Source organism: Delftia lacustris, from assembly GCF_040267515.1.
GTDB lineage: Bacteria > Pseudomonadota > Gammaproteobacteria > Burkholderiales > Burkholderiaceae_C > Comamonas > Comamonas tsuruhatensis.
The window spans coordinates 3,453,750-3,478,425 of sequence record NZ_CP141274.1 but is presented as its reverse complement, the minus strand read 5'-3'; the positions used below and the strand labels follow the sequence as shown (position 1 = coordinate 3,478,425).

22 protein-coding genes and 1 pseudogene are annotated in these 24,676 nt (G+C 62.4%); 12 read left to right on the top strand and 11 right to left on the bottom strand.

The features are described from left to right. Positions 1–9: 9 nt before the first annotated feature. Positions 10–1,539, top strand: coding sequence for a PLP-dependent aminotransferase family protein (locus tag U6958_RS17320; RefSeq protein ID WP_047219014.1), 1,530 nt, complete (start codon positions 10–12; stop codon positions 1,537–1,539). A 112-nt stretch (positions 1,540–1,651) separates the two neighbouring features. Next, a complete protein-coding gene (locus U6958_RS17315; protein ID WP_370690607.1) occupies positions 1,652–2,449 on the top strand; it encodes a hypothetical protein in 798 nt (265 codons plus the stop codon). Between the two features lie 11 nt (positions 2,450–2,460). Here U6958_RS17315 and U6958_RS17310 read toward each other — a convergent pair whose 3' ends face one another. Beyond that, positions 2,461–2,796: a cupin domain-containing protein gene (locus U6958_RS17310; protein WP_016445980.1), complete on the bottom strand. Its 336-nt coding sequence runs from the start codon at positions 2,794–2,796 to the stop codon at positions 2,461–2,463. A gap of 100 nt (positions 2,797–2,896) precedes the next feature. Continuing rightward, positions 2,897–3,349 (bottom strand): SRPBCC family protein, encoded by a 453-nt coding sequence (locus U6958_RS17305; protein ID WP_012205499.1) that lies wholly within the window; start codon positions 3,347–3,349, stop codon positions 2,897–2,899. A gap of 221 nt (positions 3,350–3,570) precedes the next feature. Here U6958_RS17305 and U6958_RS17300 point away from each other — a divergent pair, with 221 nt between their 5' ends. From U6958_RS17300 to U6958_RS17280, 5 genes are all read left to right on the top strand, one after another. Further along, on the top strand, positions 3,571–4,554 hold the full coding sequence (locus U6958_RS17300; RefSeq protein WP_074922213.1) for a tripartite tricarboxylate transporter substrate binding protein: 984 nt from the start codon (positions 3,571–3,573) through the stop codon (positions 4,552–4,554). A gap of 11 nt (positions 4,555–4,565) precedes the next feature. Next, positions 4,566–5,867 carry a CaiB/BaiF CoA-transferase family protein gene (locus U6958_RS17295; protein WP_070080400.1) on the top strand — a complete coding sequence of 434 codons (1,302 nt, stop codon included), beginning with the start codon at positions 4,566–4,568 and terminating at the stop codon, positions 5,865–5,867. Continuing rightward, positions 5,852–6,247, top strand: a complete 396-nt coding sequence (locus U6958_RS17290; protein WP_046239548.1) for a cupin domain-containing protein — start codon at positions 5,852–5,854, stop codon at positions 6,245–6,247. Before U6958_RS17295 ends, U6958_RS17290 begins: the two co-directional genes overlap by 16 nt. 57 nt (positions 6,248–6,304) lie before the next feature. Then, on the top strand, positions 6,305–7,468 hold the full coding sequence (locus tag U6958_RS17285; protein ID WP_012205503.1) for an acyl-CoA dehydrogenase family protein: 1,164 nt from the start codon (positions 6,305–6,307) through the stop codon (positions 7,466–7,468). Positions 7,469–7,635: 167 nt separating this feature from the next. Beyond that, positions 7,636–8,589: a LysR substrate-binding domain-containing protein gene (locus tag U6958_RS17280; RefSeq protein ID WP_074922211.1), complete on the top strand. Its 954-nt coding sequence runs from the start codon at positions 7,636–7,638 to the stop codon at positions 8,587–8,589. Here the strand turns inward: U6958_RS17280 and U6958_RS17275 are convergent. The 3 genes from U6958_RS17275 to U6958_RS17265 form a co-directional block, all read right to left on the bottom strand. After that, positions 8,570–8,899, bottom strand: a complete 330-nt coding sequence (locus tag U6958_RS17275) for a hypothetical protein (RefSeq protein ID WP_016445987.1) — start codon at positions 8,897–8,899, stop codon at positions 8,570–8,572. The genes U6958_RS17280 and U6958_RS17275 overlap by 20 nt on opposite strands. 185 nt (positions 8,900–9,084) lie before the next feature. Then, positions 9,085–9,816, bottom strand: coding sequence for a hypothetical protein (locus U6958_RS17270; protein WP_016445988.1), 732 nt, complete (start codon positions 9,814–9,816; stop codon positions 9,085–9,087). Positions 9,817–10,234: 418 nt separating this feature from the next. After that, entirely contained in the window at positions 10,235–12,727 is a 2,493-nt protein-coding gene (locus tag U6958_RS17265) for a PAS domain-containing sensor histidine kinase (protein ID WP_074922208.1), read from the bottom strand. 63 nt (positions 12,728–12,790) lie between these two features. On the opposite strand from U6958_RS17265, the gene U6958_RS17260 reads away from it, so the two are divergent. The 4 genes from U6958_RS17260 (at position 12,791) to U6958_RS17245 (ending at position 18,408) form a co-directional block, all read left to right on the top strand. After that, on the top strand, positions 12,791–13,051 hold the full coding sequence (locus U6958_RS17260; protein WP_143044597.1) for a hypothetical protein: 261 nt from the start codon (positions 12,791–12,793) through the stop codon (positions 13,049–13,051). A 273-nt stretch (positions 13,052–13,324) separates the two neighbouring features. Then, a complete protein-coding gene (locus tag U6958_RS17255; RefSeq protein ID WP_074922206.1) occupies positions 13,325–14,425 on the top strand; it encodes a porin in 1,101 nt (366 codons plus the stop codon). 122 nt (positions 14,426–14,547) lie between these two features. Continuing rightward, positions 14,548–16,128, top strand: coding sequence for an esterase-like activity of phytase family protein (locus U6958_RS17250; RefSeq protein ID WP_074922203.1), 1,581 nt, complete (start codon positions 14,548–14,550; stop codon positions 16,126–16,128). A gap of 516 nt (positions 16,129–16,644) precedes the next feature. Beyond that, positions 16,645–18,408, top strand: a complete 1,764-nt coding sequence (locus U6958_RS17245; RefSeq protein ID WP_074922201.1) for a DEAD/DEAH box helicase — start codon at positions 16,645–16,647, stop codon at positions 18,406–18,408. A gap of 138 nt (positions 18,409–18,546) precedes the next feature. Here the strand turns inward: U6958_RS17245 and U6958_RS17240 are convergent, their stop codons facing one another. The 4 genes and pseudogenes from U6958_RS17240 to U6958_RS17225 all read right to left on the bottom strand — a co-directional run bounded on the left by U6958_RS17240 (position 18,547) and on the right by U6958_RS17225 (position 21,631). Beyond that, positions 18,547–19,005, bottom strand: a complete 459-nt coding sequence (locus tag U6958_RS17240; protein WP_074922199.1) for a sel1 repeat family protein — start codon at positions 19,003–19,005, stop codon at positions 18,547–18,549. Between the two features lie 136 nt (positions 19,006–19,141). Continuing rightward, positions 19,142–19,579: pseudogene (locus U6958_RS17235) on the bottom strand (DUF1501 domain-containing protein); the annotation flags it as partial. Between the two features lie 243 nt (positions 19,580–19,822). Next, a complete protein-coding gene (locus tag U6958_RS17230) occupies positions 19,823–20,335 on the bottom strand; it encodes a hypothetical protein (protein WP_143044596.1) in 513 nt (170 codons plus the stop codon). Between the two features lie 339 nt (positions 20,336–20,674). After that, positions 20,675–21,631, bottom strand: a complete 957-nt coding sequence (locus tag U6958_RS17225; RefSeq protein ID WP_143044595.1) for a hypothetical protein — start codon at positions 21,629–21,631, stop codon at positions 20,675–20,677. 510 nt (positions 21,632–22,141) lie between these two features. Between U6958_RS17225 and U6958_RS17220 the strand changes: the two genes are divergently transcribed. After that, complete coding sequence (locus tag U6958_RS17220) at positions 22,142–22,519, top strand: hypothetical protein (RefSeq protein WP_074922195.1); 378 nt, start codon at positions 22,142–22,144, stop codon at positions 22,517–22,519. 109 nt (positions 22,520–22,628) lie between these two features. Here the strand turns inward: U6958_RS17220 and U6958_RS17215 are convergent, their stop codons facing one another. Then, a complete protein-coding gene (locus U6958_RS17215) occupies positions 22,629–23,174 on the bottom strand; it encodes a PepSY domain-containing protein (protein WP_016454747.1) in 546 nt (181 codons plus the stop codon). A 142-nt stretch (positions 23,175–23,316) separates the two neighbouring features. Further along, complete coding sequence (trpB, locus tag U6958_RS17210; protein WP_016446000.1) at positions 23,317–24,528, bottom strand: tryptophan synthase subunit beta; 1,212 nt, start codon at positions 24,526–24,528, stop codon at positions 23,317–23,319. Between the last annotated feature and the right edge of the window lie 148 nt (positions 24,529–24,676).

The following is a 24,676-nucleotide window of genomic DNA, read 5'->3' as shown; positions in this document are numbered from 1 at the left end:
CCTGCCCACATGACCCTGACACTTGATCCCGCAGCCACGCCGAAGCAAGCGCAGGCACAGCAGACACCGCAGACATCGAGTGCATCCTCCGCTACGGCTTTCCAGGCCGCTGCGCCCTGGCGTCCGCTGCGCTCCTCCGATCTCTCGCTGGTCGAGCAGCTCGTGGACCACTACGGCAGCCTCATCCGCCACCATGGCCTGCGCGCGGGCTCGCGGCTGCCCTCGGTGCGCGCGCTGGCGCAGCAGGCCGGCGTCAGCCGCGATACCGTGGTCCAGGCCTACGACCGGCTGGCCGCCCAGGGCCTGGTGCATTCGCGGCGCGGCTCGGGCGTCTTCGTCAGCGCCCGGCGCGCGGCCCAGGCCTTGCCGCGCGCCAGCCAGGGTCTGCCCACGCTGGAGCAGGGCGCCGCCTTCGATACCGCCTTTCTGTTGCGCAGCATGTTCCGCGAAGGCACGGAGCATTCGGGCGACGCCGGCATGCTGCCGCCGGAATGGCTGGACCAGGAGATGCTGGCCTCGGCCCTGCGCGCCGTCGGCCGCAGCACGGGCACCAGCCTGCTGACCTATGGCGTGCCCCAGGGCTATCTGCCGCTGCGCCAGCAGATCGCCTCGGTGCTGCAGGCCCAGGACGTGCCAGCCCACCCCGAGGCCCACCTGATGACCGTGGCCGGTGTCACGCAGGGGCTGGACCTCATCGTGCGCAGCCTGGTGCGCCCTGGCGATACCGTGCTGGTGGAAGACCCCGGCTGGTTTCTCATCTTCGGCCGGCTCAACGCCCTGGGGGTGAACGTGGTCGGCGTGCCCCGCCTGCCCGGCGGCCCCGACGTGGAGGCGCTGGAGCGGCTGGCCCGCCAGCACCAGCCCCGGCTTTTCATCCTGAACACGGCCGTGCACAACCCCACGGGCCAGACCCTGTCGGCCGGCGTGGCCCATGAGGTGCTGCGCATTGCCGAGCGCCACGACTTCTACCTGGCCGAGGACGACACCTACTCCGACTTCCTGCCCGGCGTGCCCGTGCGCCTGGCCGCCATGGACCGGCTGCAGCGCGTGCTCCTGGTGGGCGGCTACTCCAAGACCCTGGCCGGCAGCCTGCGCGTGGGCTATGTCGCGGCACACACCGACCTGATACGGCGGCTGACCGACCTCAAGCTGCTGGGCGGCCTGACCACGGCGCTGCCGGGCGAGCAGGTGGTGCACCGCGTGCTGGCCGACGGCCAGTACCGCAAGCATGTGGACCGCCTGCGCGAGCGCGTGGACCGCGCGCGCAACCGCTGCCTGCGCATGCTCGAAGCCCTGGACTGCCGCGCCCCGCACGAGCCGCAGGCCGGCATGTTCGCCTGGGTGGACTGCGGCGTGGACTCGGAGGTGCTGGCCCGCCATGCCGCGCCGCAGGGCCTGCTGCTGGCGCCGGGCCTGCTGTTTTCGCCCAGGCAGGCCGCGGGCAGCATGCTGCGCATTCCAGTGCCCATGGTGGAGCAGCCCCAGACCTGGAAGATCCTTGGCCACCTGCTGGCGCAGCACCGGGGCGGTGGTGGATGAGTGGACGGTGCAGCAACACTGCCTGACGGGAGGTTGACGCTGCCGGCGCCAGGGCATGTAAGACACGGCATCGGGCCTCGGCGCCCCGGTAGGGCGCTGCTATCGTTCCGGGATGACTATTGAGCTTGTCTTGCCAGGGGAGGCCGGCCGCAGAGCCGGGGTGAATGACAGCCGGCCCCGGCCGGGAGGTGGCGCTGCGCGCCGCCTGGCGCCCGTGCTGGCGCTGCTGCTGACGGCGGGCTGCGCCGACACGCCCGCGCCGCGCGGCAAGGTGGAGGGCGCCTCGTTCGAGCCCAGCGAAATCGTGCAGTCCGACAGCAACCGCATGGCCACGCTGGCCATGAAGGAGAACCTGGACAGCCTGATGCGCATCATGGACAAGCTCTACCTGCGTAACCCCGCCGAGTGGAAGAAAACCGCCGAAAGCCGCGAGGCCGCATCCGCCTACGTGCGCATCGCCATCACCGAGCGCCAGCCCTGGGCCGACCTGCGCGGCGCCCAGGACGTGGCCGCGCTCTCGCTGGCGCTGCAGCCCGACTTCAAGGGCGACCGCGTGGCCGCCTTCGTCCATGCGCTGGCCGACACCATCATCACGGCCCACGGCGGGCGCACCAGCTTCACCCTGGTCCATGGGCTGGACCCGCAGCTGATCTACAACGCCGCGCGCAACGTGGAAGTGGCCAACTGGATACTCAACTCACGGCGCAATGCCGCTGGCGGGCCGCTGCTGCTGTCCAACCACCTGGGCGACGACGCGCGCAACCTGAGCTTCGAGCGCGAGATGGGCAAGATCATCGGCCGGCTGGACCTGATCGCCAACTACACCACCGAGCGCTACAGGCGCTCCTTCATCGGCTACGGGCAGGGACTGGTGGCGGGACCCTTCATGCAGTTCCTGCCCGTGCGCTGAGGCGGCAGGCGTCAGGACTCGTCACACAGAACGATGGTGACCAGAGCGGAGGTGTCTTCGATGGCGCGTACCGCATGCGCCATGTTGGCCGGCAGGTGCATCAGCTGGCCGGCCTGCAGGGACTGGCGGCTTTCGCCGAGCATCACCTCCAGCTCGCCTTCCAGGCAATGCAGGCTGACGCTGCCAGGCACCTTGTGCGGCGGCAGCGACTGGCTGGCGCGCAGCACCACGCGGATGACCTCCATGTCCTGGGACTTGAACAGGGCACAGGTCCGGGCGCCCGCCAGCCGCGCACCAAACGGCAGGACATCGATGGCTTGAGCGGTCAGTGCAAAGGGGGTGGCCATGGCGGACCTCCAGGCGTTGGCGGGCAATACTGCCATTGTCCTCCGAAGCACCGCAATCCATCAACCGCAGCTGTGTGACAGCAGGGGCTTGTGCAGGATCTCAGCCCGGCACGCTGGCCTCCACCAGCAGGGTCAGCAACTGCAGCGACTCCTGCCAGCCCAGGTGACAGGCCTCGGCGGGAATGACGGCGGGCACGCCTTCCTGGGTCACATCCATTTCAGTGCCGCAAAACACCTCGCGCAGCGTGATGGTGGTGATCATCTCGCCAGGCAGTTGCGGGTCGTCGAAGCGGTCGGTATGGCGTACCAGCCGGCCAGGCTCCAGGTCCAGGAACTCCCCGCCGAAGCCGCTGCGCCCGCCCGTGGACAGATTGACGAAGGCCATGCGGTAGCGCCCGCCGACCCGGGCGTCGAACTCGGGCACCTCGCAGATGTAGCCGTGGGGCGGCAGCCATTTGGCCAGGGCAGCGGCCGTGGTGAAGGCCTGGTACACGCGCTGCGGCGGCGCCTTGAGGACGCGGTGCAGCCGGATGGTGTGGACGGTGTGTGACATGCGGAACTCCTTGGCGTGGTGTCGTGCAGGGCTGCCAGCCTCGCACCGATGCAGTCCTTGCGCAAGAGGCGGCACATGGAGCCTGATGCAGGATTCAATGATTCATAAATCAAATCCTTGCTTGGTTTTAAAGAATTGGACTTGAATCATTGACGCCCGCACCATGGCGGCGAGCGCTGGATACACAGCGCCGCTTTCCATAGGAAACAGGAGACAAGCAAATGAAGCATTCCCCGTTGCGCAGGGCCCTGGCCCTTGGCGCTCTCAGTGCCATGGCCGTCGTTGCAGCGCCCGCTGCGCAGGCCCAGGGCAGCTATCCCTCCAACCCCATCACCCTGGTCGTGCCGTTCGCGGCCGGCAGTGGAACCGATGCCGTGGCGCGCGTGGTGGCTACCCGGCTGGGCGAGCGGCTCAAGCAGCCCGTGATCGTGGACAACAAGGCCGGCGCCAATGCCCAGATTGCCGCCAACCATGTGGCCAAGGCCAAGCCGGACGGCTACACGCTGTTCATGACCACCAACACCTCGCACTCGGCCAACCCCTGGCTGGTCAAGGGCCTGAAGTACGACCCCGTCAAGGACTTCACGCCCGTGGCGCGCGTGGGCGAACTGCCGTTTGCGCTGCTGGTCCACCCCTCCGTTCCTGCCAAGACCGTGCAGGAACTGATCGACTACGCCAAGGCGAATCCCGACCGCCTGTCCTACGGCACGCCCAACAGCACCTCGCTGGTGGCCTCGGAAACCTTCAAGTACGTCACGCACGCCCAGATCACCTCGGTGCCCTACAAGTCCAGCCCGCAGGCGTTGACCGACCTCATGGGCAACCAGATCCAGGTCTACGTGGCCGACCTGGGCTCGGCCTGGGGCACGATCAAGACCGACCGCGTTCGCACCCTGGCCGTCACGGCGGCCAAGGGTTCCACCCTGCTGCCCAATGTGCCGGCCATCGGCAAGACGCTGCCGGGCTTCGACATCACCTCCTGGAACGGCATCTTCGGCCCGGCCGGGATGCCGGCCGACATCACCGAGCGGCTGAACACCGAGCTGCAGGCCATCCTCAAGGACAAGGCCGTGCAGGAGCAACTGGCCCAGGTCGGCTTCGAGGTCTGGCCCACGGCCACGCCCGCCGAGTTCGCCACCTATGTGAAGGACCAGATGGCCCGCTGGGGGCAACTGGTCAAGCAGGCGGGCATCGAGGCCCAGTGAAGGAGAGCCGCATGGAACAAGCGCAGCAAGGGCAGCAAGGCCCTCTTGCAGGGGTGAAGGTGCTGGACATGACCTCGGTGGTCATGGGCCCCTTTGCCACCCAGATCCTTGCGGGCCTGGGGGCCGAGGTGATCAAGGTCGAATCGCCCGAGGGCGACAACATGCGTCACGTCGGCCCCATGCGCAACCCCGCCATGGGCCACATCTTCCTGCAGGCCAACCAGGGCAAGCGCTCCGTGGTGCTGGACCTCAAGCAGGGCGCCGCGCGCGAGGCCCTGCTGCGCCTGGCCGAAGGCTGCGACGTGCTGGTCAGCAACGTGCGGCCCCAGGCCATGGCGCGCCTGGGCCTGGCCTACGAGGACGTGGCGGCGCGCAACCCGCGCATCATCCACGTGAGCTGCTGCGGCTTCGACCAGCGCGGCCCCTACGCGGCCCGGCCCGCCTATGACGACCTCATCCAGGGCGCCACCGGCGTGCCCTGGCTGGCGCAGCAATACGGCGGCGGCGAGCCGGCCTATGCCCCCATGACCCTGGGCGACCGCGTCACCGGCCTGCACGCGGTCTACGCCGTCACGGCCGCCCTCTATGCGCGCGAGAAGACCGGCAGGGGCCAGGCCGTGGTCGTGCCCATGTTCGAGGCCATGACCCAGTTCATCCTGGGCGACCACATGGCGGGCCTGTCGTTCGAGCCGCAGCTGGGCGGCCCCGGCTATGCGCGCCTGCTCACGGGCCACCGCAGGCCCTATCGCACCAGCGACGGCCACCTGTGCGTTCTCATCTACAACGACAAGCACTGGCACAGCTTCTTCAACGCCATAGGCCAGCCCGAGCGCATGGCCGAGCCCATCTTCGCCACCCACAGCCAGCGCGCGCTGCACATCGATGCCGTCTATGCCGAAGTCTCGCGGCTGATGGCAGGGCGCACCACCGCCGAATGGCGCACGCTGCTGGACGCGGCCGACGTGCCCAACATGCCCATGGCCTCGCCCGAGGACCTGATCGCCGACCCCCAGCACCAGGCCACCGGCTTCGTGCACGAGATAGACCACCCCAGCGAAGGCCGGCTGCGCACCACGGCCAGCCCCACGCGCTGGAGCGCCACGCCGCCCGCAGAACGCGCCGCCCCCGCGCCGCGCCTGGGCGAACACACCCTGCAGGTGCTGCGCGACGCGGGCCTGACCGAGGCCGAACTGGCCGCCCTGCAGGCCAGCCGCGCCTGCAGCCAGGCTGCCGCGCTGCAAGACGCCCCACCACAAACACAAGCACAAACACAAACACAAACCGAAGGAAACCGCCCATGCCCCGCTACCTGATCCGCGAACAAGACGTGCCCGGCTACACCCCCGCCAACCACCACGGCACCGTCAACCGGCGCCTGGTCAGTGCCGCCAACGTGGGCGCGCGCCACATGGAGCTGGTGCTGGGCACGCTGGAGCAGGGCGGCGGCGCGCTGCCCCATGCCCACCCCGGCATGGAGCAGGCCTGCTACCTGCTGGCCGGAACGGCCGAAGTGGAAATCGACACCCCGGACGGCAAGGAACGCTTTGCCATGCAGCCCGGCGACACCTGCTTTTTCCCCGAGGACTGCATGCACATCTTCCGCGTGACCAGCGCCGAGCCCGTGCGCCTGCTGGTCTTCTACAGCCCGCCGTACGGCGAGAACCCCGAGCGCGTGCGCCGACCGGCAGCCTGAGCGCCGTCACCCCACAGACACAACAAGCGAACAGCTACAAGCAACGGAGAACACACCATGGACTTTCTGTGGAACGAAGAACAGGAACAGATACGCGACGCCGTCGAGCGCGCCTGCGCACCCTTCGATGCCGACTACTGGCTGCGCAAGGACCATGAAGGCGGCTTCCCGCACGACTTCCACAAGGCCCTGGCCGACGCGGGCTGGCTGGGCATTGCCATGCCCGAAGAATTCGGCGGCGCAGGCCTGGGCATCAGCGAAGCGGCGCTCATGATGCACACCATCTCGGCCACGGGCGCGGGCCTGTCGGGCGCCTCGGCCGTGCACATGAACATCTTCGGCCTGCACCCCGTCGTCGTCTTCGGCACGGACGAGCAAAAGCGCCGCTGGCTGCCCCCGCTGATCGCGGGCACGGACAAGGCCTGCTTCGGCGTCACCGAGCCCAATGCGGGCCTCAACACCCTCAAGCTGCAGACCCGCGCCGTGCGCGATGGCGACGTCTACGTGGTCCATGGCCAGAAAGTCTTCATCTCCACTGCCCAGGTCGCCAACAAGATCCTGCTGCTGGTACGCACCAAGCCCGTGGAAGAGTGCAAGGGCACGGAAGGGCTGAGCCTGTTCTACACCGACCTGGACCGCGAACGCATCGAGGTGCGCGAGATCGACAAGCTGGGCCGCAAATGCGTGGACACCAACCAGCTGTTCATCGACGGCCTGCGCATTCCCGCCGAGGACCGTATCGGCGAAGAGGGGAAGGGCTTTTCGTACATCCTGCACGGCCTCAACCCCGAGCGCATCCTCATCGCCGCCGAGGCCGTGGGCCTGGGCCGCGCTGCCCTGGCGCGCGCCACCCAGTACGCCAAGGAGCGCGTGGTCTTCGACCGCCCCATCGGCCAGAACCAGGGCATACAGCACCCGCTGGCCCAGGCCTGGATGGGGCTTGAGGCGGCCCACCTCATGGTGCAAAAGGCCGCCTTCCTCTACGACAGGGGCCTGCCCTGCGGCGCCGAGGCCAACGCCGCCAAATACCTGGCAGCCGAAGCCTGCGCCAAGGCCTGCGAAACCGCCATCTTCACGCACGGCGGCATGGGCTATGCCAAGGAATACCACGTGGAGCGCTACATGCGCGAATCCTGGATCCCCCGCCTGGCGCCCGTCAGCCCGCAACTCATCATGTGCTTCATCGCCGAAAAGGTATTGGGCTTGCCTAAATCGTATTGACCCCCTGAGTCGCTTCGCGCCTTCCCCCTTCTCGCTGCGCGGAGGGGGACGACACCCTCGGTGCGGGGCGGCCCTTCCTCGGTGTCTCAAAGTTGAGGTGCGCGGGTTTTGTGGCTGCGAACCATCTGAAGTCCCATGATTTATCAATCTGTATTTCAGAGGTAGCCATGGTGCAAGATGCCATCTCGCTTGCTCCCCATCCGCCGCCTCTCATGAAGACCCACCTGCTGCGCTATTTCGTCGCCCTGGCCGAGGAACGCCACTTCGGCCGCGCGGCCCAGCGCCTGTGCATCACCCAGCCGCCGCTGAGCATGGCGCTCAAGACCCTGGAGCAGGACCTGGGCGCCAGCCTCATGGACCGCGACGCCAAGAACGTGCGCCTCACCCCTGCGGGCGAGGCCTTTCTGGTCGAGGCACGCAAGGTGCTCGCCCAACTGCAGCATGCGGCCGACGTGGTGCGTGGCGTGGCCGAAGGCATGCAGGGCCGGCTGGACGTGGGCATCACCGGCTCCATGGTCTACCGCCAGGTGCCCGACTTCTGCCGCGCCTTCCGCGCAGAACGCCCCCTGGTCGAAGTCTGCCTGCACGAAATGTCCACGCGCGAGCAACTGCAGGCCATTGCCAGCGGCCAGATCGACTGCGGCTTTCTCAACATAGCCAACCCGCCAGACGGCCTGCAGACCCTGTCGATTGGCGAGGAACCCTTTGTCTGCTGCCTGCCCGCCACGCATGTGCTGGCCCGGCAGCCTGCCATCGACCTGCGCGAACTGGCCCGCGACACCTTCGTCATGTTCGCCCGCGAAGTGGCCCCGGCCAACTACGACAACGTCATCGCCTGCCTGCAGCAGGCCGGCATCCACCCCCACACACGCCACGCCGCGCGCCAGTGGCTCACCGTCATGGCCCTGGTCTCGGCAGAGCAGGGCGTGGCCCTGGTGCCCAGCTGCATGCAGCGCGTGGGCATGAACGGCGTGGTGTTCGTGCCCCTGCGCGGTCCGCAGCAGGCCATGACGCCCGCCGTTATGGCCTGGCGGGCGGACCAGCCTGCGGCGGTGTTGCAGGCTTTCATTGAGAGGGTGAGGGCGATGGCCTCCACCGCCGTCAAGGGTGGTAGGGGTTGAGGGCTGTCACCTCTACAGACCCTTCGCAATAGTGCATGGCGAAAACCACCAGCGCCTTACCATTCGATTGGGTGATGGCCTCCACGTGCCAAAAAGGCACTTTTTCTCCTGGAGAAAACGTCACCTTGGTGATATCGAATGCGTACTGAGGAAACTTCTCTTTCAGTTTTTTCAGTACATTCGTTCGAACCAGATTAAGGTCATGGTTTTCGCAAGCGGTTGCGTTTTTTGCGTCCCCGCATGCGGTGATCAGCAAGACTGCGCCAGCCAACAAACTGCGCAAAACTGTATCTTGACATGGTTTTTTCATATCAGCGGCCTGTGAAGTAATTGGCCAAAGCCGTTGATGACCGGATACTGGCTGGAGTTATGCGCGGATGTGCGGCGTTGTGCGGGCACCATCATCCAAGACGGGTTGCCATGGTACTTTCTTCTGTTTTAGGCTGAAGAAGGCACCATGGCTTCCTGGGGTCATAAACCTGGTTTGCTATTGCTTCAATAGATTTCCATTATCCCATTCTCACTGGCCGAGTATTTGCTTTCCGAAACTGCTCGAGCAGAAACGGCCTTTCCCCCTGTGCCGGCCAAATGTGGGTACATGTAGCATAGAACTGCAACTTGCAGATTTGCGACTGGAATGCTACCAGCCATGGTGAAACCATTGTTATAGCAATTTGGAATCCCTCGAACTCCAACGGCAAGTGAAAGATCGCCGCCTTTTGGTACAGAAAAGTCAACGCCTGCACTTGCAGATACTCTTGTGTATGAGCCAGCACGCGGGTAAGGGTCATAGCTTAGAGATAGAACAGGTCTGTAGTTCCATTGGCCACCAGGCATGTAATAGTAGTCAGATTGTTGTTTGAATGACATTTCCTTTTGAGGGGACGCTGGTTCGCAGTGAAGAGGTATATTCCTTTCATCGCTACCAATTACCATTTTCCCGGGAGATTCTGGATGCTTGTCTCCGTATATCTCGCACAGCCTCTTGTTGAATTCAATCGCTTCATCATTTTGATTGGTGGTTTCGTAGAGATATGATCCATTTGATAGCTTGACTAGATTGATGGTCACGGTTCCACTCATTCCAGCCATGCTGCCGGAAATAATTCTGGCGACCATTGGCATGCCGTTCTTTTCAATTTCCTCATTCCCTATCAGAAAATCTTGAGCCATTGCAGAGATTGATACGAGAAAAAGTATAGATCCGGTCAGAATTTTAATTGGCATAGTTCCCTCTGTGCTGAAATTTTAATAGGCCTTTGCTGCCACATGGCAGTGGGTGACGCTATCAGTCTAAGTTCTTTCGAATTTTCAGATCAAGTGGAGACTGCTGTCGTTTTCTATTTTTCTGAAAAATAAGATACTTCCTAGGAATTTGCGTGAATTGACGATCAGCGGTCTAAACACGAGCATTCGGATTCAAGATGAGCAAGGCTTTTGCTGGTTCGCAGACTTGATGAATCCGTAAGTTTCTGGGGCCGTACATCTGAGTGCTCTTGCCGCTTTGGCAGTACCCCTGCGTCGTCGCCGATCGAGTCTGCCCACGTTGCCACTACGCGGGCCGAGGGAGATGCGATGTGACGGGGTTTGAACTGCGAGACAGGCGCCCGGAATCTGCCGGTCACCACGGCCCCAGCCACACGACTCAGTCCGATGGCACAGCGTCGTTACTGCCCAGAATCTCCGCCACCTTGAGCGACAGCGCCTCCAATGTGAACGGCTTGGTCAGAAGCTGCGTCCCGGGGTGCAGGTTTTCCTGGCTTAGGGGCGATGCCTCGGTGAACCCGGTGATGAAGAGCACCGGCAGGTCGGAACGGGCCAGGCGTGCCTCGTCGGCCAGCTGCTTGCCGTTCATTCCGCCGCGAAGCCGCATGTCCGTGATCAGCATGTCCACCCGGGTTCCGGCACGCAGCACCTGCAGCGCGGCGGCTGCATCTGCCACGGCAAGCACCGTGTAGCCCAGGTCGACAAGCGCCTCGTCGATGAGATGGCGGATCGGGGCTTCGTCATCCACGACCAGCAAGGTCCTTTGGGCAGGAACGACCACGTGCCTTGCCGTATCGACCGCGCGTTCTGCAACGGGCGCGGCGTCGCACCTGGGCAGATACAGGCAGACCGTGGTGCCCTGGCCCGGCTGGGAGAAGATCCTGACCGCTCCTCCCGATTGCCGCGCGAAGCCGTAGATCATCGACAGCCCCAACCCTGTTCCATGGCCCACCGGCTTGGTGGTGTAGAACGGCTCGAAGGCGCGCGCAATGGTCTGCTCCGACATGCCGGTGCCCGTATCGGTGACGCACAGCGACACATAACCGCCCGGCGGAAGGTCCCACTCCCGGGCTGCCGCCTCTTCAAGCTCGATATTGGCTGTCCTGATGGTCAGCCGGCCGCCTTCGGGCATGGCATCGCGGGCGTTGATGCACAGGTTCAGGATGGCGTTCTCCAGCTGCGTTCCATCGATTTGCGCATGCCACAGATGGGCTGCCGGCACGATGTCGATATCCACGCTGGCGCCCACGGTCCTGCGCAGCAGGTCCTCCCAATCGGCCAGGAGCGCGGCCATATCGGTGGGCTTGGAGTCCAGGATCTGCCGGCGCGAGAACGCAAGCAGCCGCTGCGTGAGCGTGGCGGCGCGCCGCACCGCCCCCTGCGCTCCATGGATGAAGCGCGTGAGGTTGTCCACCTGGCCGCGCGCCAGCATCCGCTGCAGCAGTTCCAGATTGCCCATGACGGCCGCCAGCAGGTTGTTGAAGTCGTGCGCAAGGCCACCCGTCAACTGGCCCACCGCCTCCATCTTCTGCGACTGGCGCAGTTGCTCCTGCACCTTGGCCAGCGCTTCGGCCTTGGCCATTTCGGAGGTGATGTCGCGGCCCACCGCATTGATGCGGCCTGCCGCCGAACGGGTGGACCAGGAGATCCAGCGGTAGCTCCCGTCCCGATGGCGATACCGGTTGTCAAACCGGGCATGCGCCATGCCTGTGGCCAGCTCCTGCGTGTCCTGGATGGTGCGCGCCAGATCTTCCGGATGGATGAGATGAAAAAGCGTGGTGCCCAGCAGCTCGTCTTCACGCCAGCCCAATACCTCGGTCCAGGCCGGGTTGACCGCAGTGATGATGCCCTCGAACGTGCAGCGCATCATGATGTCGGAAGACAGCTGCCACAGCGCGTTGCGGTCGGCCGTGCGCTCTGCCACCTGTTCCTCCAGCGTGGCATTCAAGCGCTCCAGCGCGGCCTGGGCCTGCTTGCGCTCGGTGATGTCGGAGGCCGCTCCCAGCCAGCCGGTGATGGCGCCTGCGGCATCGAACAGCGGCACGGCGCGCGAGAACGCCCAGCCCACGCTGCCATCGACCCGGTTCACCCGGTGCTCGATCACATAGTCGGTCTTCGTGCGGATGGCCCGCGCGATCTCCGCGCGCACCAGGTCGCGGTCCTCCGGGGGGATGTAGTCTTCCAGCCAGTTCGTGTTGGACGCCTGCGTGTCGGGGATGAACCCGCCGCCTGCCAGCTGGTGCAGCTCGCTCCAGTCCGCACTGATGGAGTAGCGCACTTCCGAGGAGGAGCGCACCAGTGCATCCAGCCGCTCCTCGCTCTGGCGCAACATGTCCAGCGCCCGCCGTTCCGCATCGATGTCCAAAATGGCGATGGCCGTGGCCACGACTTCCTTGTCCGCATTGCGCAGCGGCACCCCGAACACGCGCGTCCATACCTCGAGCCCCTGGGGCGTGTCATAGACACAGTCAACGCCCGGCACCACCAGCTCACCGCGGAACGCGCGGGCGGCCACAAACTGGTCGCGGGGAACGGGCTTGCCGTCCTTGTCCCAACTGCGCCAGCGCCCGCGGTCTTCCTCGGCCGACAGCAGCGAAGGGATGGGGGTGTCCGGCAGGAAATGGCGGTAGGCCGGGTTGGACATCAGCACCTTGCCACCCTTGCCCACCAGGCACAGGCCTATCGGCAGATGCTCGATGAAATCCGAGAACAGCGTCTTCTGGTCCGCGACCTGCGCATCGAAAGGGTCCTGATCGCTGGCGCCCGCGCCCTGTACGGCGCTGGCATGGCCCGCCGTGGCAATCGCCAGCTGCGCCCGCAGCCGGGCGTTTTCCTCGCGAAGCAGGGCAATCTCTTCGGACTCTTGGATCATGGGGGGATGGGGCGGGGCGTTGGGTGGAGGAGAGGGGGCAGCTCGCCGCTGGCGGGGACGGCGATGCTGCTGGGGATCATAGCTGTGACTGCTGGTGCGACCGATGTTGAGGCTGCAGTCCTCGGTGCGGCAATTCTTGTGGGACTTCGCCCTCCCAGGGGCTATGGGGTTGAACTGGCTGTGCAATGGGCTGAATTTGGGTCCCCAATGACCGATGAATCGATCGACGAACGCTCGAAATGTGCCATTGAAAATATGGAAGTCGAGAACCTTATTGGGAAAATGGCAAAAGGATGCATATTTCCGCCAATTTCTCGAATATGAATCAAACAAATCGGCAATGAATGATCTGCCCCGTCGTGCGGGCCATGGCTGAAGGGTGGCGGCGATGGGGCTTCCCTGCAGGAAACGTGCCGCAGGCACCGCCGCTGCTGTGACTTTCATGTCACACGGCACAGCTGTCACGAAGAATACTTATGTGTTGCCTAGAGTTCCCGCAGCGGTGGCAGGAGGCTACCGTCATTCTCATTAATAAGTTCGGTTCGTATCTCGCCAATGAAAAATCAAAAAACGTGCTCGCGCATTCTGGGACTCGCGATGGGCACCTTCTTCGCCTCTTCTTCCAGCTTGGCCTTGGCACAATCTTCCGTCACCATTTTTGGTGTGGTGGACGTCGGTGTCACCATTGCCAAGTCCGGCAGCAACAGGCTCAATGCACTGAACTCCAGCCAAGGCAAGACCAGCTTGCTTGGCTTGCGCGGCACGGAGGACCTCGGCGGCGGCAACCGAGCTCAGCTCTGGCTTGAAGGCGGCCTCAATCCCGATGTCGGCTCTGGCGGCAGCAGCGGCTCCCTTGGCTTCGAGCGCCGCTCCACGATCGGGCTGAGCAACAATTCCTGGGGTGAAATCCGGCTGGGTCGCGACTACACCCCCAGCTACAACATCTTCACCGCTTTCGCGGGCCCCGACACCACCACCGGTGTGCAGGCCAATCTGTTCCAGACGATCCGCCAGACTGCCTACAACGCCGCCAGCCAAAGCGGCGTGGTCGACCGCACGCGCATCAGCAACGCCGTGGGCTACTTCCTGCCGAGCGACCTGGGCGGTATCTATGGCCAGTTCTCGGTTTCCTTTGGCGACGAGAACGCCTCCGGCTCTGGCGCAAGCAAGGCCCGCAGGTACATAGGCGGCAACCTGGGCTATCGCTCGGGCCCGCTGAACGTGGGTATCGGCTACGGCCGGATCGACGGCACCGCGGCCGTGGCTTCGCCCAGCGCCATCGCTGCAACCAGCGATCTGGAAGACCTGGTGCTGGGCGCCTCGTACAACTTCGGCAGTTTCCTGCTCAATGGCGGATACAACAGCCTGAAGTGGGAGCCCGTCAACGGCGCAACCTCCGGGAAGGTGGACGGTTTCTACCTGGGCGCGACCATCCTCATGGGGCAAGGCAGCTTGCGCATCAAGTACGCCAGCGCCAAGTTCAGCGGCAACGCCTCTGCCCTCACGCGCAGCGGCGGCAAGGCCGACAAGTATTCGATCGGATATGTCTATGACTTCTCCAAGCGCACCTCTCTGTACGCAGGGCTGGCGCGTGTCAACAACAAGAACGGTGCCAGCGTCGGCCTGATCGGCGGCCCTGCGGGTGTGGCCAACGCCGGCTCGACCGGTGTGGATCTGGGCATCAGCCACTCGTTCTGAGCGGCGCAGCGCCTTTTCCAGAAACGAAGCCTTCAAGCTTGGGCAGGCCCTTGCCACGCAGGGCCTGCCGATCTGCCTATCTACCTGTCAGGCTTGCCTCTTCTTCTCAAGACCTACTCGCCATGCGACCCCCCACTTCTTCTCCCTGCCTGATGGCAGTGATCGCCGCCGCGGCTGCCTTGCTGAGCGCCTGCGCCGACACCCGCCCGCTCCAGGCCGCCGGCTCCGAGACGGTGACGCAGACCACCGGCGTCGGCAGCATCCGCGCCACCGTCACGCGCCAGGACGTCCAGTTCGACGACAGGTTCTATTTCCCCTACGAAGGCCAACACCCCGCCACCAAGGCCGATTTTCCCAAGGGCTTTCTGCCAGCCTACGGTTCGGGCCTGGCCTTGAAGGGCAGGCGTGCCGACGGCACGCTGGAGTTCTACGCCATCACCGATCGCGGCCCGAACGCGACCACCGGCCCGGTCACGCAGATCACCGACGGCTCCAATCCCGCGGGCTTTGCCAGTTCCACGGTGTTTCCTTCGCCCAACTTCACTCCGTCCATCGGCGTGATCGCCCTCGGAAAAGACGGAGCCAGGCTCGTCTCCACCCTGCCGCTCAGATTCAGCGCCACACAGAATGCCAACGGCCGCGTGCAGCCACGGGGCATCACAGGCAACACGGGCGAGCAAGTCCTGGACGACTCCTTCACCTATCCCGGCAAGGCCAAGGGCTACAGCGAATTCGGCCTGGACACGGAATCCGTGGTGGTGGATGCCGCACGCAATGTGCTGTGGGTGTCCGACGAATACGGACCCTTCATCGTGAAGATCGACCCGGCGACCGGCATCATCCAGAAGAAATACGGGCCCGGCACCGGCGCGGCCGATCTGCCGGCCATTCTCGCCAAGCGCCGCGCCAACCGTGGCATGGAGGGGCTGAGCATCGATGCGGCCAGCGGCAAGCTGCACGGCTTCCTGCAAAGCCCCCTGGACGACGGCAAGGCCGACTACACCACCGCTGCCGTTGCCGACGCCACTGGCAAATCGGAGAACGTGCGCGACTACGCGCGCTTTGTGCGCTGGGTGGAGTTTGACCCGACCACCGAGAAAACCCGCCTGTTTGCCTTGCCCGTGGACAGCCGCTGGTACAACCAAGGCAAGACCGGCAATGCCAAGCTGGGTGATGTGGTCTCACTGGGCAAGGGGAAATTCATCGCCATCGAGCAAGGCACGGGCAAGGACAAGAAAGTCTTCAACGACCTGGTTCTGATCGAGTTTCCGGCCAACGCCACCGACATCACCGCGCTGGGCTCCGACCTGGAAAAGAGCAGCCTGACTGGCAAGCCGGTCAATGGCTCGGACTATTCCAAGGTCGTGACGCTCAAGAAGACCCGGCTCTTCAACCTGAACGCCACCGGCTGGGTGGCCGAGAAGGCCGAAGGCCTGGCACTGGTCGATGACTACACGCTGGCGCTGACCAACGACACCGACTTCGGTGTTTCGCTGGCCGTGCTGGACGCCAGCGGCAAGGAAATCGAAGGCTCGAACGTCACCAAATGCATGGTGGACGCCGACGGCAGGATCGTGAACGACGGCCAATGCGCCAAGGGCGCGGCGAGCCTGCGCTTTACCACCAATGACGTCAACGATCGCACGCAGCGACTGTGGACCTTTAGGTTCAGCAAGAAACTGAGCGAATACGGCGCTCCCTGAGCGACTGGACTACGACTGCGACTGCATGGCATAGGCAAGACAACGGGGCCAAGGCGATCCAGGGCGGTTCGTCCAGCGCGAAGGCGCTGCGACGGGCCGCAACGCTGATGTCGCCTCCTATGGCATCTGCACGGAGCAGCGCCGCCGTTGCAGCGAAAGTGCGGGGTTGCCGCAATGGCTGGACCTTTCGACCTCCAGCAGTCTTACGGCATTGCCCAAAGCGGTAGTCGTCGAGTGCGTAGATGGCAGGCATACGTCCGAGCCAAGCACTTTCACAATCAAATCCTCCTCTGCTTGGTCATTTCAGAAGCGCCTTCAAATTCCATGCTGGTTTCCCCGCGAGTCGAGGAAATTCAACAGAGAGCCGTTCAGAATCCAATTCCGGATTTTCGATGGCTTGGGATTGGCCAGTCATCGAATTCCTGAAGAGATAGTGCGTGCGGTATCCTCAGCCGCTCTGTGGAGGAGAAGAAAGTGGCGGTACTGATTCCTGCGATGGGGGCGTGCGTTGGGCGCATGACGCCTGGCGAGCGACGGCTGGCCGAGCGGCTGGAGCAAAAGCTCGAAGACGATTACATGCTTTGGTATGACGTGCCCATCGGCCCCAAGCAGACGCATCCTGACTTTGTCGTCATTCATCCACGCAGGGGCGTTCTGATTCTTGAGACCAAGGATTGGCGGCTCGAGACGGTTCAAGAGGCGACCAAACAGGCCTGGACGCTCATCGTGGATGGAAGACCCAAGGTCGTCATCAATCCGGCAGCCCAGGCGCGACACTGCGCCATTCAAGTGGTCAATGCGCTGGAGCGGGATCAGCAACTCATTCACGGCGAAGGCCCTCATCAGGGAAAGCTGGCATTTCCCTGGGGCAGCGGCGTGGTGTTCACCAACATCACGCGCAAGCAGTTTGAAGAATCTGCACTGGACCAGACGATTGATGCGCATCTGGTCATCTGCAAGGACGAGATGCTGGAATCCGTCGATGCGGAGGCTTTTCAGCAGCGCCTGTGGAACATGTTCCCCCACGCTTTCGGCAAAGCCATGTCGGTGCCGCAGCTCGAGCGCACGCGGTGGATCATGTTCCCGCAGGTGCGTGTTCCGGTGCAAGGCAGCCTTCTGCCGGAAGACGCGGACGAGCTGCCGGACATCATGCGCGTCATGGACTTGCAGCAGGAGCAACTCGCGCGCAGCCTGGGCGATGGGCATCGCGTGATCCACGGAGTTGCCGGCTCAGGCAAGACCATGATTCTTGGCTATCGTGCGGAACACTTGGCCAAGACCGCTTCGACCAAGCCCATCCTCGTGCTCTGCTACAACGAGCCCTTGGCCGTGAAGCTCAATGCCTGGTTTGCGGCCAAGGGCCTGGCCGATCGGGTGCATGCCCGCAACTTCCACAAGTGGTGTCGCCAGCAGTTGGTGGCCTATGGTCAGACGCTACCCGCTCAGGGCCCGGGCATGTTTGATCAGATGGTGGAGTTTGTGATTCGCGGCCTGGACCGGCAACAGATTCCGTCCGGGCAGTACCAGGCCGTGATGGTCGACGAGGGGCACGACTTTCAGCCTGAATGGCTCAAGCTCGTCACCCAGATGGTGGACCCCGAGACCAACAGCCTGTTGATCCTGTACGACAGCGCCCAGAACATCTATGGCAAGAGCAAGGCGCGTGGCTTCAGCTTCAAGAGCGTGGGAATCCAGGCCTCTGGGCGCACGACCATTCTCAAGATCAACTACCGCAACACCAGGCAGATTCTGCAAATTGCCAACCGCGTCGCCGCCGAGTTCCTGCAACCCAATGCCCAGGATGATGACGGTGTTCCGCTGGTGCAACCCATCAGCTGCGGCCGCGAAGGGCAGGAGCCGCTGATCGTGCGCCTGCCGAGCTTGCGGGACGAGCCCGCCAAGATCGCCGAGCTGCTGGCTGCGGCGCATCAGGAAGGCCACGCCTGGGGTGACATGGCCATCCTGTGCCGCGATCACGACTCCATGAACCAGTGCGCCATGGCACTTGGCCGCCGAAAACTGCCGCATCGCGTGCGACATCGTTCAGGTGACTTCGATCCACTGGCCGACACCATCAAAGTGATGACAATGCACGCCAGCAAGGGATTGGAGTTTCCGGTCGTGGCCGTTGCAGGAGTGGGGCAGATGCCGCGTGAAGGCGAAGATGCGGCGGACGAGGCCAAACTGTTCTATGTGGCTGCGACGCGGGCGACACAAAAACTGGTATTGACTGTGGCGGGTGAAAGGGCGTTTGCAAAGGCGCTGGTGAATGCGGGATGAATGCGGGTTGAGGGCAGGGCGAGGACGGGCACAAGTCCGTGGTGCGGTAGTCAGGGCTCCAGGCGTGGTCCCAGTAGCGTTGCACCCGCAGCGCATTCTTGAGGATGGCGCTGCGATCCGAAAAGGATTTTGCGCATGTCACCCTTCCCACTCGGATGTGCAAGCCATCTTGCCACTCGGCGCATTGCGCAGGCGGTTCAGGAAATCCAACTGGTTTTTGGCCGTTTGATTCCCTTTTGCAACGGCTTGCCGCAGCCAGTGCACTGCTTCGCAGCGATCCGCTTTCACCGCGGTGCCATACAGGGTTGGGCCTGCCAGAAGAATCCATGCCAGTGTTTCCTGGGCTTGTGGCTCGCCATCCCGGGCCGCCTGGCGCAGCAACGCGAGCATGGAGGCGTAGTCACCCGCAGTCTGGGCCTCCAGGGCCAGTTGAAACCGCTGCTCGGAAGTCGTGGCCATGTCCAACGGCAGCGGTGCCGCCTGCGCCAGCGCGCCGGACAGGGCCGCTGCGATGAACAAGCCATGCCGTGCATGCCGGGCCAGCGCGGCAATTGGGGTGGCAATTGGTGTGGCAATTGGGCGGAATTCGAATCGCATTTTTGTCTCCACTTGAACTGAGTGGCCCCATCGTCTTCGCAATCCCGGTCCTTGAAAATTCGGAATTGTCAAAGGCGCCCTCAGGGCCACCCAGAGGCTGACTCGAATCGGCCGTGCAGGCCCGGCGCGCACGGCGTCAGCCCATGAACCCCAGATCGATGGGATACGCCGAGCCGCCGAAGTTGCCGATGTGCGGCAGCACCCCCGCCAGCTCGGTATTCGCCACGCCGAACCAGCGCGCCAGGGTGGCGGCGTACTGGTCCACGGCAGTGCTGGGCAACAGGCGCCCCTGTCCGACATGCCACTGGTCCTCGCTGCCGCTGCCGTTTCCCACGCTGATGGGCGGCGGCGCGCCATAGAAGGACGCGCCACGCACCGCGCCGCCCACCACGAAGTGGTGGCTGCCCCAGCCATGGTCGGAGCCGTCGCCGTTGGACGTCAGCGTGCGGCCGAAGTCCGACGCGGTGAAGGCCGTGACCTTGTCGGCCACGCCGAGTTCGGCCGTGGCGTTATAGAAGGCCGTCATGGCGCTGCTCACCTTGTCGAGCAGCTGCGGCTGGTTGGCGATCAGGTTGCCGAATCGCCCCCACGGCCCCCGCAGGCCACTATCAGCGCGGCTGCCAGGGAGGTAGCCAGGGCGCGCGAGATAAGGGAGCTCTTCGGTCCGTGGACGAGGTGGCTGGGCTCTGCGCAGGCAGGCAAGGAGTCCGCGGGTGCGTAGTCTGCCGTATTGGCGAAATTCTTCCGCATGGTGCCTAGAACTTGTATAGCCTTTGCTTTGGCTACCAGATGCAATAAATGATATTAAAGAATAATTTTATCTGCTTTCCTCAATTAGTGACAAATCCCATCTGTCTTTTGTTATATCGTATTGCATTAGCCAAGTATATGACTGTCCGCTGATTCCATGCTCATGAAGGTTGCAATAAGAGATGGAGAATTTTTCATCTTTTATGAAGGCGTCTCTTACGTCCTCACCGGCAGGTGGCCAGCAGCTACCTCCGAGTCCTTTGTGTATGATTGCCCAACCTTGATGCCACCAGTTTCTTCTGAATCGAAGTAATCTCCATTTTTTACCGCCATCCGAGCTTAGAAATAAATTTATTTTTGATAATTGGCCTCCTGTGCCATTTCGTGGCAGTTTTTCGAAATGTAGCTTGTAAATATGCTGCTTCAATGAAAAGCGGATAGTTTCTTGAGAATTAAATAATTCCCTTGAAATTTTATTGGTTGTCATCTGAATATCGTTGTAGATAGCGCCTGCATCCCAAGATTCTATATCTTTTGCCGAAATTCCACTACCCGCACCACCAACGAGGGCAGCCCCCAACACTGACATTCTATTGGGTTGTTACCTAGGGAAGGTCTGCACAACACACGCATGAACGAGCGGATGCGCTAACCCATTGCCCTTTAGTTATTAATTTTTGGAATATAGTAAAGGCAATCCATAAGCGCGGCACGATTGTCCCAGATGGATCCAGCCTGTGATTCTCGTGGCCTGGAATGCATCCACCACGGGCTGTTTTGAATAGGAATTATTATCCGCTCCCAGTAATTTTCCAGGTTCAAAGTGGAAGGTGCCGAACCGAACGCGTCGCTGATACCGATCCGATTGGCGTCGTTCACACACACGAAGACATCGGGTCGTTTCATCGCGAGCAGTCTGCTAGCAGTCGCGACCCCCCCCGGTACGTACCTGATCCTTAAATGCAATAACGAACTCGCGTATATAATTATTATAATGTTCTTTGGTGATGTCTCCGTCCAAAGGTATTTTATCTAAAGCTTGAGATAATAAGTTTGGATTGTTGTTGACGAGGGTTGTGAAAGATCCTAAGCCTGTCATTGTTCCAAACCAACCCCAATCCAAGCTGTCTAGTTTATTCTCCTTGGAGCCATATGTGCCAGCAATAGCTTTGCGCTCCTGCTCTGACATCCTTGAAAAGGATTTGTGAGTTTTGAAAAGTTCTGTGGCTTTAGTCAGAATTTTAAGACGCCCATCAAAACTGTGATGACGATCATTCTGTACTTTTTCAATGAAAATATCCCAAGAAATATCTAGCGGAGAAATTTGAGCAGAATTTCGGGGTTTTTTTAGAAAATCAAAATTATTCAGTGCATTTCTATTATTCTTGTTTATACGGTACTGGGTCTCGTAAGCAAACAAGAAATCTTCATCGATTTCAATGGAATTTTGATAACTAGATTTCACGAAGTTTTCTAAATTAACAAATACATCGTCTTTATCGTTTGTCTCAATTAGTACGCTGACTTCAATGTTTTTCCCTCCGAAAGCTCCTCCTGTGAGATTGTGACTCCCGACCATAATTGCGAATCCTTCATTTAATTGAAAGAGATACGCCTTCGGGTGAAAGAGTCTGCCGACTGGTCTCATGCAGCGAGCACCTTTGCAGGATCTGAAGCTTCGCAGTACACTTGGATCTGTTTGATACATGTGAGTACCAATGACCATTTTTCTGATCTTTGACTTTGCAGTTAACATTTCTTCGATGACTTTATTATTCCCGGCCCAAGCCACTGCAACATCGAACGAAATGCACTTGCGTACTAGCTGAATAATCTTATTTGTTGCTTGGTTATCCGTTAATATGCTTATTTTCACTGGTAATTTTCTTTCTAAAGTATTGGGTTTAATTTAAGGTCAAATTATTCAATAGGTATTGATCTTGCTGTTGGGAGTTTTGTGCCAAAGTGTACATTAGAGTGACGTCTCGAATCTGAAAATGAGAGTGAGATTGGCTTAGTCTGTCAGGTGACTGGGGTGTCCGTTTCCCGACGAATGGATTGCCCTGATGCGGCAACTATGTGATGCCGCATGACTGCGGAGCCAAGCTCACATCCGACGGCAGTCTTTCATCGAATTCCGGTTTGGCGTCCACAACTCCCCTATCTACATTGCCAACTACATCTCCTGGGCGCAACCCAACACCTTGTGCCTCTTGCAGACATGGCGTGGCCGCTATCAGCCTTCCATGCAGAATCTCTTTGCAGCTTTACAAATTTCCAACTACAGGTGGCAGACCGCGGTTTGGCAAAGTTGCAAGCTTTGCAATCTGGCCCCCACCGCGTTCGGTGAACCCTGGGGACCGAGACCCTCTCGACAGGAGCCCCAATGCCCCAGCCAACTTCCGCCACCACACCCCCACCCAAACTCGAAGACCTCGCCATAGACGCCGTCCTGCACATGGGCGCTGCGCTGGATGTGCTGGACCTGCTCGCTCGCCACAAGGTCACGGCCATCAGTTGCGTGTGCCGCGATCTGCTGCGCATCTACTACGTGAAGGCCGATCAGGCGCAGTCGCTGGAGCCTGAGGACAAGGAGTTGGTGGGACTGCTGCACGACACGGCGGTGAACCTGGGCTATGCTATTGAGGTGGTGGAGCATCTCAATGGCGATGAGGCCGACGACCCCATTCTTTATGCCGTGAGCTATCTGCTCAGGGCGGCGAAGCGGTTTGCGGATGAGGGGGTGTCGGTGGCGTTGGCCTGAAGGGCGCAGCAGGTGCGGATGGCCTGCGGATATGGCGGGAACGAGGCAAAAAATGGGCGAAAAAAAACGCGCCCCATGCTGAAGCGCGCTGCTGGGTTGGGGCCGTGGGTCAGTCCTTCTTGGCCCGGATGACTTCGCCGCCCACGGCGTCGATCTTGACTTCCATGAGCGTGCCGTTGGCCTGCAGCACTTCGACCTGGTAACTGGTCTGGCCCCAGTGGGAGTCCAGTTCCGCGCTGACGGGCGTGCCCGGTGTGTGGCGGGTGGCGGCCTGGATGGCTTGCTCGATGGTGGACTTGGCCTTTTCCAGGCGCTGGCGGTCCTTGCGCTTGGCGGCGCCGTCATTCTTGTGCTGGGCGGCCTGGCCGGTGATGGCGTTGACCCAGACTTCCACGCTGTCGCCGGCCGGGGTGATGACTTCGATTTCGTAGCGCGGGCCCGTGCCGTCGCCGTCGTCCAGCTGGGCTTCGATGGCCTTGCCGGGCACGGCCTGGGTGGCGCGGGTGATGGCCTGCTCCAGCGGGATCTTGGCCTGGCTGGTGATGGTCTGCCATTCGGCCACCGATTTGGCTGCGGCGGGCAGGGCGGCGGTGGCGCAGGTCAGGGCCAGGGCGATGGAGAGGGCGGCGGTGCGTGCGAACGGGGCAGGCTTCATGGGTGTGGCTCCTTCCGGGAATGGGGTTGGACAAGACAACGGTCGGGGCCATTGTCTCCACCGTCCCGGAGAGCGGTTGTCGGAGAGGGCGCCTTTTGCCCCCTCCGGCGTGCTGCGGTTTGATCCAGCGCAAGCTCTGCGTTCAGAGGCCCAGCACCTTGGCCACGTAGTCCGCATCCTTGTCGCCCCGGCCCGAGAGGTTGATGAGGATGTGCTGGTCCTTGGGCAGGCCGGGCGCCACGCGCATGGCCCAGGCCACGGCGTGGGCGCTTTCCAGCGCGGGGATGATGCCTTCCACGCGCGACAGCTGCATGAAGGCGTCCAGGCATTCCTTGTCGGTGACGGATTCGTACTGCACGCGGCCCAGGTCCTTGAGGTAGCTGTGTTGCGGGCCCACGCCCGGATAGTCCAGGCCCGAGGCAATGCTGTGCACGGCAGCCGGCGTGCCGTCTGCGTTTTCCAGCACGTAGCACTTCATGCCGTGGATTTCACCGGGCTTGCCCATGCTGAGGGTGGCTGCGTGGCGGCCGGGCTTGTCCGTGCCTTCGCCCGAGGGCTCCACGCCGACGAGCTTGACCGAGGCATCGCCCAGGAAGGCCGTGAAGATGCCCATGGCGTTGGAGCCGCCGCCCACGCAGGCGGCCACGTGGTCGGGCAGCTTGCCGTGCCTGGCCTGGAATTGCTCGCGCGCCTCGCGGCCGATGATGCTCTGGAAGTCGCGCACCATCATCGGGAACGGGTGGGGGCCGACCACGGAGCCGATGGCGTAGATGTAGTCGGTGGGGTTGGTGAGGTATTCCTCGAAGGCGCTGTCCACGGCCTCCTTGAGCGTGGCCGCGCCGCGCGTGACGGGCACGAGCTTGCAGCCCAGGATGCGCATCTTGGTGACGTTGGGGTGTTCCTTCTCGATGTCCACCTGGCCCATGTGGATCTCGCAGGGAATGCCCACCAGCGCGCAGGCCGTGGCCAGGGCCACGCCGTGCTGGCCGGCGCCGGTTTCTGCGATGACCTTCTTCTTGCCCATGAACTTGGCCAGCAGGGCCTCGCCCAGGCAGTGGTTGATCTTGTGGGCGCCGGTGTGGTTGAGGTCTTCGCGCTTGAGGTGGATCTGTGCGCCGCCGAGCTGCTCCGACAGGCGCCGCGCGTGGAAGATGGGGCTGGGGCGGCCCACGTAGTCGGCGAAGAGCTGGGCCAGTTCCTGCTGGAAGTCTTGGCGTTTGGTGATTTCGGCGTAGGCGGTGTTGATGTCGTCCATGGCCTGCTTGAGGTGGGGCGGGACCAACTGGCCGCCGTAGGGGCCGAAGTAGCCTTCTGCTGTGGGCATGGGGGAGAAGGTGGGGGGTGTAGTGGTCATGGTTGCTTGTGTTCGTTGTGATGGATGACGCTCTGGCGATTCAGGGTAGCCGTGGCAGCTTACGCAGGGCTGTTGGGGGTGGCCGAGAGAGAAAACCCCGGTTGGATTGACCGGGGTTTCTGGTTTTTGGCCCTGCCGGGTGGTTGTT